The following is an 11,285-nucleotide window of genomic DNA, read 5'->3' as shown; positions in this document are numbered from 1 at the left end:
TCGCCGGAGCGTCCGCGTCGTAGTGCTCGGAGGTCGCCTTTCCCCAGCGGTAGACGGCGAAACCGGCCCCGAGCAGGGCGACCAGCACGACGGCGGTCCACGCGAGCCGCTTGCCCCGCCTGGCCCGGCGGCGCTTCCGGCGCAGCTCGACCCACGCTTCCTTTTCGGCGTGGCGCCGCCAGTCCGGATCCAGCATCCGGGTGATTCTCGATGTCGTGCTCGTCCACCGGGGAAGGCCTTCCAGTTCGTCGTGACCGGGGAATCGCCGCCCCCGCGTGATCGTTACCGCCGCCGCCGGGCAATGCGGATGCGGCGGCGAAAGCGAGGTTCGTACACTTACCTGCTGTGACGGAGAACCCCCTTGACGCCTCGACCGACCTGCCGGGTGCCTGGGATCCGGCTGCCGAAGAAGCCGCGATCTACCAGCGCTGGGTAGACGCCGGCTACTTCACGGCCGACGCGGGTTCGGACAAGCCTCCGTTCACGATCGTGCTGCCGCCGCCGAACGTCACCGGCAGCCTCCACATGGGCCACGCGCTCAACCACACGCTGATGGACCTGATGACCCGGCGCCGGCGGATGCAGGGCTACGAGGTGCTGTGGCTGCCCGGCATGGATCACGCGGGCATCGCGACCCAGAACGTCGTCGAGCGCGAGCTGGCCGGAGAAGGGCTTTCGCGCCATGACCTCGGCCGGGAGCGGTTCGTCGAACGCGTCTGGTCGTGGAAGGCCGAGTACGGCGGCAAGATCCTCGGGCAGATGCGCCGGCTGGGCGACGGGGTCGACTGGACGCGCGAGCGGTTCACCATGGACGAGAACCTCTCCCGCGCGGTGCGGACCATGTTCAGGCGGCTCTACGACGAGGACCTGATCTACCGCGCCGAGCGCATCATCAACTGGTGCCCGCGCTGCCAGACCGCGCTGTCCGACATCGAGGTCGAGCACGCCGAGGACGAGGGCGAGCTGGTCTCCATCCGTTACGGCGAGGGGGAGAACGCGGTCGTCGTGGCCACCACCCGTGCGGAGACGATGCTCGGCGACACCGCCGTCGCGGTGCACCCCGGGGACGAGCGTTACCGGCACCTGGTGGGCACCGAGGTCGAGCTTCCGCTCACCGGGCGCAAGATCCCGATCGTGGCCGACGAGCACGTCGACCCCACCTTCGGCACCGGCGCGGTCAAGGTGACCCCGGCCCACGACCCGAACGACTTCGAGATCGGCCGCCGGCACGGCCTGCCCATGCCGGCGATCATGGACGAGCGCGCCACCATCACCGCGCCCGGTCCGTTCGAAGGTCTGGACCGGTTCGAGGCGCGGCCCGCGATCGTGGCGGCGCTGCGGGAGCAGGGCCGGATCGTCGCCGAGAAGCGCCCGTACCTGCACGCGGTCGGGCATTGCTCGCGGTGCGACACGGTGATCGAGCCGCGGCTTTCGTTGCAGTGGTGGGTCAGGGTCGAGCCGCTGGCGCGCGCGGCCGGGGACGCGGTGCGGGACGGCCGCACCCGGATCCACCCGCCGGAGCTGGCCAAGCGGTACTTCGACTGGGTCGACAACCTGCACGACTGGACGATTTCGCGCCAGCTGTGGTGGGGGCACCGGATTCCGGTGTGGTACGGGCCGGACGGCGAGGTGGTGTGCCTCGGCCCGGACGACGAGCCACCGTCCGGGGACGGCTGGACCCGGGACCCCGACGTGCTGGACACCTGGTTCTCCTCGGGCCTGTGGCCGTTTTCCACACTGGGCTGGCCGGAGGCTTCCAAGGACCTCGAGAAGTTCTACCCGACCAGTGTGCTGTCCACCGGCTACGACATCCTGTTCTTCTGGGTCGCCCGGATGATGATGCTGGGCCTGTACGCGATGGACGGCGCGCAGCCGTTCGACCACGTCTACCTCCACGGCCTGATCCGCGACGCGAACGGCAAGAAGATGTCGAAGTCGCGCGGCAACGTGATCGATCCGCTGGAGTGGATGGACCGCTACGGCGCGGACGCCACCAGGTTCACCCTCGCCCGGGGAGCGAACCCGGGTGCGGACATGGCGCTGGCCGAGGAATGGGCGGCGGGGTCCCGCAACTTCTGCACCAAGCTGTGGAACGCCTCGCGGTTCGCCCTGATGAACGGCGCCACCGTGGCCGAGGAACTGCCCCCCGCGGGCGAGCTGACCGAGGCCGACCGCTGGATCCTCGGCAGGCTGGCCCGCGTGGTGTCCGAAGTGGACGAACTGCTGGCGGCATACCAGTTCGCCAAGGCGGTCGACCTGCTCTACCACTTCACCTGGGACGAGCTGTGCGACTGGTACCTGGAACTGGCGAAGGTGCAGTTCTCCGGAGATACGGCGCGGGGCACGCGTGCCGTGCTCGGGCACGTGCTGGACGCGGTGCTGCGGCTGCTGCACCCGGTGATCCCGTTCATCACCGAGAAGCTGTGGACCGCGCTCACCGGTGGTGAGTCGATCGTGATCGCGGAATGGCCGTCGGCGGACGCGTCGTACGCCGACGCCGATGCCGACGCGCGGATCGCGGACGTGCAGAAACTGATCACCGAGGTCCGCCGGTTCCGCTCGGACCAGGGCCTCAAACCGGGGCAGCGCGTCGCCGCCCAGGTCTCCGGCGCCGGCTTCGCCTCGATCGCGGGCCACCAACCGGCGTTCCGGACGCTGGCCAGGCTGACCGACCCGGGCGACGGTTTCACCGCGAGCGCCACGGTCGAGGTCGCCCTGTCCGGCGGGATGGCGCACGTGGCGCTCGACCTGTCGGGCGCGGTGGACGTCGCCGCCGAGCGCAAGCGGCTGCGGAAGGACCTCACGGCCGCGCAGAAGGAGCTCAAGCAGACCGAGGCCAAACTCGGCAGCGAGGCCTTCCTCGCCAAGGCCCCGGCCGAGGTGGTGGACAAGATCCGCGCCCGCCGTGAGGTCGCGACCGCCGACATCGACCGCATCAGCGCACGCCTGGACGCCTTGCCCGTAACCTAGGCGGCACTTGCTCGCCCGGGTGCCGCCTCGACCGGAGCCATTCGTCGTCGAAGGTAAGGCAGGAAGATGTCAGATTTGCCCGAACGTCCGGCACTGGACGGGCTGGCGGAGAAATGGGCCGCCCGGTGGGAGGAAACCGGGCTCTACCGGTTCGAGGCGCCGGGCGAACGCTCCGCGGTGTTCTCGATCGACACCCCGCCGCCGACCGTCAGCGGCTCGCTCCACGTGGGTCACGTGTTCTCCTACACCCACACCGACATCATCGCCCGATTCCAGCGGATGCGCGGCAAGCGCGTGTTCTACCCGATGGGCTGGGACGACAACGGGCTGCCCACCGAACGCCGGGTGCAGAACCACTTCGGCGTCCGGTGCGACCCGTCGCTGCCCTACGACCCGGATTTCCGGCCACCGGAGCGGGCGGGCAAGCAGCCGGTGGAAGTCTCCCGCCGCAACTTCATCGAGCTGTGCGAGCGGTTGACGGTCGAGGACGAGAAGGCGTTCGAGGAACTGTGGCGCCGCCTTGGGCTTTCCGTGGACTGGTCGCGCACGTACACCACGATCGGCCGGCATGCCCGCCGGGTTTCCCAGCGGGCGTTCCTGCGGTTGCTCGAGGCGGGTGAGGCGTATCAGGCCGAGGCGCCGACGTTGTGGGATGTCGGGTTCCGCACGGCGGTGGCGCAGGCCGAACTGGAGGACCGTGACCATGCCGGGGCCTGGCATCGCATCGCCTTCCACGGTGCCGCCGGCCCGGTGTTCGTCGAGACCACTCGTCCCGAACTGTTGCCCGCTTGTGTCGCGTTGATCGCGCATCCCGAGGACGAGCGCTACCAGCCGCTGTTCGGCAGCACGGTCACCTCGCCGGTCTTCGGCGTCGAGGTCGGCGTGCTCGCCCACCCGATGGCGGAACGCGAGCGCGGCGCGGGCATCGCGATGTGCTGCACCTTCGGCGATCTGACGGACGTGCAATGGTGGCGCGAGCTTCGCCTCCCGGCACGGACCGTCATCGGCCGGGATGGCCGGATCCTGCCCGATCCGCCCGCGGGGCTGCACGACTCCCGGGGTCGGGAGGCGTATGCGCGGCTCGCCGGTGCGACGGTGCACACCGCGCGGGAGCGGGTCGTGGCCATGCTCCGGGAGAGCGGCGATCTCGACGGCGAACCGCGCAAGGTCGTCCGGCCGGTCAAGTTCTATGAGCGGGGCGACAAGCCCCTGGAAATCGTGTCCAGCCGGCAGTGGTTCATCCGTTCCCTCGCGCATCGGGACGTGATGCTCGAGCGTGGTGCCGAACTGCGCTGGCACCCGTCGTACATGAAGGCCCGCTACGACGACTGGGTGCGCGGGCTCACCGGCGACTGGCTGATCAGCAGGCAGCGTTTCTTCGGGGTTCCGTTCCCGGTCTGGTATCCGCTGGACGAGGCCGGCGAGCCCGATTACCGCGCGCCGATCGTGGCGCGGGAGGACTCGCTTCCGGTGGACCCGTCCTCGGACACGCCGCCCGGTTACCCCGAGGACCAGCGAGGCAGGCCCGGCGGGTTCGTCGGCGACCCCGACGTCATGGACACCTGGGCGACCTCCTCCCTGACCCCGCAGATCGCCTGTGGCTGGGAAGAGGACGCGGACACCTACCGCCGGACGTTCCCGATGGACCTTCGTCCGCAGGGGCACGACATCATCCGGACGTGGCTGTTCTCGACCGTGCTGCGCGCCGAGCTGGAAGCACGGACGCTGCCGTGGCGGCACGTCGCGCTGTCCGGCTGGATCCTCGATCCGGACCGCAAGAAGATGAGCAAGTCCAAGGGCAACGTCGTCACGCCGATGGGCTTGCTGGACCGGTTCAGCCCGGACGCGGTCCGCTACTGGGCGGCGTCGGGCCGGCCCGGCACGGACACCGCCTTCGACCAGGGCCAGATGAAGATCGGCCGCCGGCTCGCGACGAAGCTGCTCAACGCCAGCAAGTTCGTGCTGGGTTTCCCCGAACCCGCCGCGACTGCCGAGATCACCGGACAACTCGATCAGGCCATGCTGGCGGCGCTGGACGACGTGCTCGGGCAGGCCACCGAGGCCCTGGACGCCTTCGAATACACCACGGCGCTGGAACGCGTGGAGCGCTTCTTCTGGTTCTTCTGCGACGACTACCTCGAACTGGTGAAACAACGCGCGTACGGCGATTCGGGTGGCGCCACGGAGTCCGCCCGCCTCGCGCTCCGCACGGCCTTGTCGGCGTTGCAGCGGCTGTTCGCGCCGTTCCTGCCGTACTGCGCGGAGGAAGCCTGGTCCTGGTGGCAGTCCGGATCGGTGCACACCAGCAAATGGCCCCGGCCCGCCGGTTTCGCCGACGGCAGCGCGGTCGTTGCGCTCGCCAGCCGGGCGATCGGCGCGATCCGCAAGGCCAAGAGCGACGCGAAACTGTCCATGCGCTCGCCGGTGGACAGCGTCGTCGTGCAGGGCCCCGCCGCCGAACTGGAGACCCTGATGTCCATCGCGGACGACCTCCGCGCGGCGGGCAACGTCACCCGCCTCACCCTGGAACCCGCCACCACCCCCCTCACCTTCGCCGTCACCGTCTGACCCACCCGCGAGTCGGGCTTTCGCGACACGCGAGTCGGGCTTTCGTGACAGGCGAGTCGGGCTTGGGTGTCGGGTGAGTCCCGGTTCGGGACTTGTCGCGGGGAGGAACTCGCGGGTCGCGGAGGCCGGACTCGCGGGTCGCGAAAGCCGGACTCGCGCGTTGCGAAAGCCCGACTCGCGCGTTTGCCATGGGATCGAGTCGAGGAGTGCCGACGAAACCCGCTACCGTGGTTTGGCGAAGCGGTTCCGGACCTCTTTGCGGCTCACGGCGAAGATCAGCGCGACGAGCACCACCGCCTGCAGGCCCTGCTCGACACGCATCCATACCGGGTACTGCCCGGCGAGGATCAGGTACACGACGCCGATGAGGCCCGCGATGCAGATGTAGTACAGCCGGACGTAGGCGCCGCGCGACCCGCGGCGTAGTGCGTAGGCCCGCCAGATGTAGAGCGCCGAGACGAGAACCGTCGCGCCGAGTTTGCTCCACAGCGCGCTTTCCAGCGTCCGGCGGACCATCGCTACTTCGGCCGGAGGAGCGTCCGGCGGCAGGTGGGAGTGCGCGAGCTGAAAGTTCAGCACGTCCTCCCGGAGGATCAGCGTGATGATCGTGGTCAGCACACTGAGTCCGAGATTGACGAACATCAGGATGATGACCAGGCGCAACGGCGAGTCGACTGGTCGCGCCGCCGAGTCGGGCGGGAGCTGAACCGGTGGGGCGCCCGGCAGCGGGTTCCGCCCGAATTCGGAATTCGATGAGGGGTGCACGGGACGAATGAAACCATGTGCCGCGCGCACGGGACAGCGATTTCCGAAATGTTCCGTATAGGCGAAACGCTCACTGCCGGGGAAATGTGCCGTATCGGCGAAATGCTCACTGCCAAGTTTTCAGTACAGGAACCTGGAGATCACGCGGGCCACACCACGCATTCCCGCGTAGTACGGGTGGTATGCGGCGGCTTCGAGTGTCTTGGTCTCCTGGCCGTTGATCCACGGCGCGGCGGAGCAGGCGTCGTGGCCGAGCGACGGATGGTAAGTGTCTATATAGGCCGTTTTGCCGTCGGTGGCCGCGGCACTGGAAACCGCCGCGTTGAGCGCTTCCTCGACATGGTTCAGCCAACCGTAGTCACCGTCGGCGAAAGGCAGGATGTCCGGGCAGGTGCCGGTGGGCGGGGCGATCCGGGGATAGCCGATCGCCAGCACCTTCGCGCGCGGTGCACGCGCGTGGATTTCGCTCAGCACGGCCACGATGTTGTCCTTGGTGTGCGCGATGGCCGCCATGGCCGTGTCGATCCCGTCCACCGTGAAATGCCGCTGGCAGGGGTTCCCCACCGGGTCGGACTCGCGCAGCGTCGGGCAGGTGCCCACCACGTTGCCGAACACGTCGTAGTCATTGCCCCCGATGCCGAGCGTGACGAGGTCGGTGTTCGGTCGGAGCGCGTCGAGCTGCGGCGGGTTCTGGCCGAGCGTGACATCCTGCGCGGCCGTCATGTCACCGGTGTCGGCTCCGCTGCAGCTCACGTCGGTGAAGGACCACACGCCGAGCCGGATGGCCAGCTGCGCCGGATAGTTCGAGGTGGACCGGAAGCAGCCGAGCGGATAGAGCCGCTGCGACGGAATGAGCGGACCCGCGGTGTACGAGTCGCCGAGAGCGACGTAGTGCCGGAACCGGTGCGATGGGGACGCCGACGCGGTCACGGCTGAGGCGAGCATCGTGAAGGCGACTACGGCGACGATGACGAGTCTGCGCATGGCTTCTGTCTAGTTGCCCGCCACGCGCAGCACCGCCGCCGTTCAGGTGTTCAAATGTCCACAAGAGCTTTACGCTGCGTATCGTCTGCCGGAATGTGCGCTCCATTCACAAGGCGGCTTTCGGGGAAGCGAGGAACGTGACGACCTCGTCCCACGTCGCTCACCGCGCTGCACCTCGTGCTGCGCCACCCCGGCAGGATCGCGTCGGCCGTCCTCGCGGCGGCGGGGGCATCCCGGCAAGCATCCGCGCCGAATGCGAAGCGGCCGCCGCCTTCGAGAGCGGAGGCGCGGATGAAGTCACGAAGCGGTATTCGACGAGGACCGGTGTGGGTGCGGTTCCAGAACAGGAATCCGCGCGCTGGGGGATTCGCGGCCGCCTTGGGCGAGCATCCAGGTCCGCGAGCTGCCCTCAACTCGCTCGATAGACCACGAGGTAGCGCCAGAACAGCAGCGGCCGCACGGTGTGCCCGGGCAGCAGGACGTCCGACTGACGGCGGACCTGCGTCATGGTCATCGTCTCGTCCCGGACCGGTGCCGCGACCACCGGATCCGGCCCACCGTTGAGCCACTCGCCGAGGTGGACGACCAACCGGGCCGCCAGGTTCAGCGGCGGGCTCATCACCAGCCATTTCGCCCAGTCCGCGGCCGATCGTGGCTTGGCGAGGCCGAGGATCGCCAGCACCCCGCCCGGCGCGAGCGCCTTCCGCAGCAGGCCGACCGTCTCGAACGGCACGTGGTGGAGCGATGCGAGGCACGAAATGAAGTCGTAGGTCGCGAGCCGGGTCTCGAGGACGTCTTCGTGGCGGTAGGTGATCTCGCGCGGCCCAGGGGAGCCGAGCGCGCGAGCGGCCTCGATGACCTCGGCGTCGCGGTCCATGGCTTCCACCCTCAGTCCGGCGGCGAGCTTCCTCGCGAAGGCACCGGTGCCGCAACCGACGTCGAGCGCGGTCCGTGCGCTTTCGGGCACGTGTCGCAGCAGCAACGGGTGGTAGTGGTGGTTGTGGTTGAACGGCACGGCGCCCAACCTAGACTCGTCCGTGTGACAGAGGAGTATCCGGCGGAGCTGTCCAGCGGTGACAACTTCGTGGCCGGACCGCTGCCCGACGACGAGTCCGAGCGCGAGGACATCGATCCGGCGGCCGTCGAGCGCGAGGCACAGCACGAGCTGATCCGGGTCGAGGCCGAGTTGAACCAGCGGTGGCCGGAGACGAGGATCGAGCCGTCGCTGGACCGGATCGCGGCGCTGGCCACGGTGCTGGGCGACCCGCAGAAGACCTACCCGGTGCTGCACGTCGCCGGGACCAACGGCAAGGGCTCGACCGCCAGGATGATCGACGCGCTGCTGACCAGGATGGGCCTGCGCGTCGGCCGCTACACCAGCCCGCACCTGCAGCTGGTCACCGAGCGGATCGCGGTCGACGGCGCGCTGATCCCGGTGTCGAAATATGTGGAGATCTACCGCGACATCGTCCCCTTCGTGTCCATGGTGGACAGTGCGGGCGGGCCGCCGATGAGCAAGTTCGAGGTGCTCACCGGGATGGCGTTCGCGGCCTTCGCCGACGCGCCGGTGGAGGCCGCGGTGCTGGAGACCGGGATGGGCGGCAGCTGGGACGCCACCAACGTGGCCGACGCGCAGGTCGCGGTGATCACCCCGGTGGGCCTCGACCACGTCGACTACCTCGGCAGCGATCTCACCAAGATCGCCGGGGAGAAGGCGGGCATCATCAAGCCCGGCAGCGTGGCGGTGCTCGCCGAGCAGGAGCCCGAGGTGACCAGGGTGCTGCTGGAACGCGCGGTGGAGGTCGACGCGACCGTGGCCAGGGCGGGCAGCGAGTTCGGCGTGCTGCGGCGCGAGGTCGCGGTCGGCGGGCAGCTGCTGAAACTGCAGGGACTCGGCGGTGTCTACGACGAGATCTTCCTGCCACTGCACGGCGCCCACCAGGCCAACAACGCCGCGCTGGCGCTGGCCGCGGTGGAGGCGTTCTTCGGCGCGGGCAGGGACAGGCAGCTCGTCCTGGAGGCCGTCCGCGAGGCGTTCGCCGAAGTGGCGGTGCCCGGCAGGCTGGAGCGCGTGCGGGCAGCGCCGACCGTGCTGCTGGACGCCGCGCACAACCCGCACGGCGCCCACGCGCTGGCCACGGCCATCGTGGAGGAGTTCGCGTTCCGGCGGCTGGTCGCGGTGGTGGGCGTGATGGCGGACAAGGACGCGCGCGGGATTCTGGAGGCGCTGGAGCCGGTGGCGTCGGACGTGGTGGTGACCAGGAACAGCTCGCCGAGGGCGATGCCGCTGGAGGAGTTGTACGAGCTGGCGCGGTCGGTCTTCGGGGCGGACCGGGTGGTCGCCGAGACGAGCTTGGACGCGGCGGTGGAGACCGCGGTCGCCCTGGTCGAGGAGTCCGACGACCCGGAGGAGCCCCTGGCGGGCGGCGGAGTGCTGGTGACCGGTTCCGTGGTGACCGCGGGCGAAGCGCGCACCCTTTTCGGCAAGGAGCCGGCGTGAGCGACAATGGCGGTAGCCCCGTTCGCGCCGGGCGACCGGGTGCGGGTGTCCCGCAGGAAACCGGAGCCGGTGTGAGCGACGAACAGGTAATGCCCGCGAAGGACCCGATGAAGTCCTTTCGTGGCGTGATGGCGGGCGTGCTGGTCCTGGAGGCGATCACGGTAGGCCTCGCGGTGCCGGTGGTCGCCCGCCTGGGCGGGGGAGTGGGTACCTTCGGCGGCTGGACGGTGATCGCCGTCGCGGTCGCCCTGGTGGCCTGCTGCGGGCTGCTGAAGCGGTCGTGGATCGTGCCGGTGATCCTGGCACTCCAACTCGTCCTGATCGCGTTGGTGGTCTCGCTGCCCGCGGTGGCGGTCATCGGCCTGCTTTTCCTGGCTTTCTGGTTGTGGGCGTTGTGGCTCCGCCGGGACGTGGCGCGCCGGATGGCGCAGGGCCGCCTGCCCAGCCAGCAACGTCCGGCGGGATAGTCCCAGCCGACGGACAGCGCGTTTCACTTTGTCCACTGTCCGCAGTGGTCTCAACTGTTTGTGCGATGATTTCCCACTATGACGGGTGACGACGAGGTGCTGAGAGCGCTGGAAGGCAGTATCGACCGGCCGTCCGCCGCCCGGGTCTACGATTACTTCCTGGGCGGCACGAACCACTACGCGATCGATCGTGAGTTCGCGGAGATGGTCCTGGCGAAACTGCCGAAGTTCGGTGATTCGGCCCGGACCTGCCGCCAGTTCCTCGGCCGCGCGGTGCGGTACTGCGCGCTCGCCGGGATCAGGCAGTTCGTCGACATCGGGTCGGGCCTGCCCACGCAGGGGAACGTGCACGAGGTCGCCGACGCCGCCCGCCCGGAGGAGGACACCCGGGTGGTCTACATCGACAACGAGCCGATCGCGCTGGCGCATTCGAAGGTGCTGCTGGCCGACACGGCCGACCCGCACCGCCATCGCGCGATCGCCGGTGATCTGCTCCAGGCGCCGGACCTGTGGCAACGGGTGCTGGAGACGGGTGTCATCGACGAGCGGGAGCCGGTCGGCCTGGTGATCAACGCGGTCCTGCACTTCATCGGCGACGACCAGGAACCCGGCAAGGCGCTGGAGTTCTACCGCGACCGGCTGGCGCCCGGCTCGATGCTGGTGCTCTCGCACGTCACCATGCAGAACCCGGTGGACAGTGCGGAGCGGGAGGGTATGGAAGAGGTCGCCGCCTACTACGAGCGCACCACGAACCCCGGGCGCGGTCGCACCTCCGAGGAGTTCGCCCGGTTCTTTGGCGACTGGGTCCTGGAGGAACCCGGCCTGGTCTACGCGCCGGCCTGGCACCCCGACGCCGGCACGATCTCGTCCGGGCACCCGGAGCGTACCCGCATCCTGGCCGGGGTCGCCCGCAAGCCCAGACCGAGTACCTGAGAACAGCCGAGAACAGCCGAGAACACTGTGAGCAAGTGAGAGCAGTGCTCTTGACTTTATCTGCAGGTTTCCGTGATGCTGTGTCCTGTCGAGATCAG

General features: G+C 69.3%; 8 protein-coding genes and 1 pseudogene. 5 read left to right on the top strand and 4 right to left on the bottom strand.

The window, feature by feature from the left end:
- A pseudogene (locus tag VJT49_RS12910) lies at nucleotides 1-196 on the bottom strand (hypothetical protein); the annotation flags it as partial.
- Between the two features lie 149 nt (nucleotides 197-345).
- Between VJT49_RS12910 and VJT49_RS12905 the strand changes: the two are divergent.
- Nucleotides 346-2,970 carry a valine--tRNA ligase gene (locus VJT49_RS12905; protein WP_324165012.1) on the top strand — a complete coding sequence of 875 codons (2,625 nt, stop codon included), beginning with the start codon at nucleotides 346-348 and terminating at the stop codon, nucleotides 2,968-2,970.
- 66 nt (nucleotides 2,971-3,036) lie between these two features.
- Nucleotides 3,037-5,538: a valine--tRNA ligase gene (valS, locus tag VJT49_RS12900; protein WP_324165011.1), complete on the top strand. Its 2,502-nt coding sequence runs from the start codon at nucleotides 3,037-3,039 to the stop codon at nucleotides 5,536-5,538.
- 222 nt (nucleotides 5,539-5,760) lie between these two features.
- On the opposite strand, the gene VJT49_RS12895 is transcribed toward valS, so the two are convergent.
- The 3 genes from VJT49_RS12895 to VJT49_RS12885 all read right to left on the bottom strand — a co-directional run bounded on the left by VJT49_RS12895 (nucleotide 5,761) and on the right by VJT49_RS12885 (nucleotide 8,302).
- Entirely contained in the window at nucleotides 5,761-6,303 is a 543-nt protein-coding gene (locus VJT49_RS12895; protein ID WP_324165010.1) for a hypothetical protein, read from the bottom strand.
- Between the two features lie 120 nt (nucleotides 6,304-6,423).
- Nucleotides 6,424-7,287, bottom strand: a complete 864-nt coding sequence (locus VJT49_RS12890; protein ID WP_324165009.1) for an SGNH/GDSL hydrolase family protein — start codon at nucleotides 7,285-7,287, stop codon at nucleotides 6,424-6,426.
- Nucleotides 7,288-7,696: 409 nt separating this feature from the next.
- Entirely contained in the window at nucleotides 7,697-8,302 is a 606-nt protein-coding gene (locus tag VJT49_RS12885) for a class I SAM-dependent methyltransferase (RefSeq protein ID WP_324165008.1), read from the bottom strand.
- A 24-nt stretch (nucleotides 8,303-8,326) separates the two neighbouring features.
- Between VJT49_RS12885 and folC the strand changes: the two genes are divergently transcribed.
- The 3 genes from folC (at nucleotide 8,327) to VJT49_RS12870 (ending at nucleotide 11,187) form a co-directional block, all read left to right on the top strand.
- A complete protein-coding gene (gene folC / locus VJT49_RS12880) occupies nucleotides 8,327-9,787 on the top strand; it encodes a bifunctional tetrahydrofolate synthase/dihydrofolate synthase (RefSeq protein ID WP_324165007.1) in 1,461 nt (486 codons plus the stop codon).
- Between the two features lie 89 nt (nucleotides 9,788-9,876).
- Entirely contained in the window at nucleotides 9,877-10,254 is a 378-nt protein-coding gene (locus VJT49_RS12875) for a DUF4233 domain-containing protein (protein WP_414635929.1), read from the top strand.
- 78 nt (nucleotides 10,255-10,332) lie between these two features.
- Nucleotides 10,333-11,187 carry an SAM-dependent methyltransferase gene (locus VJT49_RS12870; RefSeq protein WP_324165006.1) on the top strand — a complete coding sequence of 285 codons (855 nt, stop codon included), beginning with the start codon at nucleotides 10,333-10,335 and terminating at the stop codon, nucleotides 11,185-11,187.
- The last annotated feature ends 98 nt before the right edge of the window (nucleotides 11,188-11,285 follow it).

The sequence above is a fragment of the Amycolatopsis sp. genome, from assembly GCF_035276945.1.
In the GTDB taxonomy this organism is placed as follows: domain Bacteria; phylum Actinomycetota; class Actinomycetes; order Mycobacteriales; family Pseudonocardiaceae; genus Amycolatopsis_E.
The sequence above is the reverse complement of the archived record's forward strand: the minus strand, read 5'-3'. Positions and strand labels throughout refer to the sequence as shown.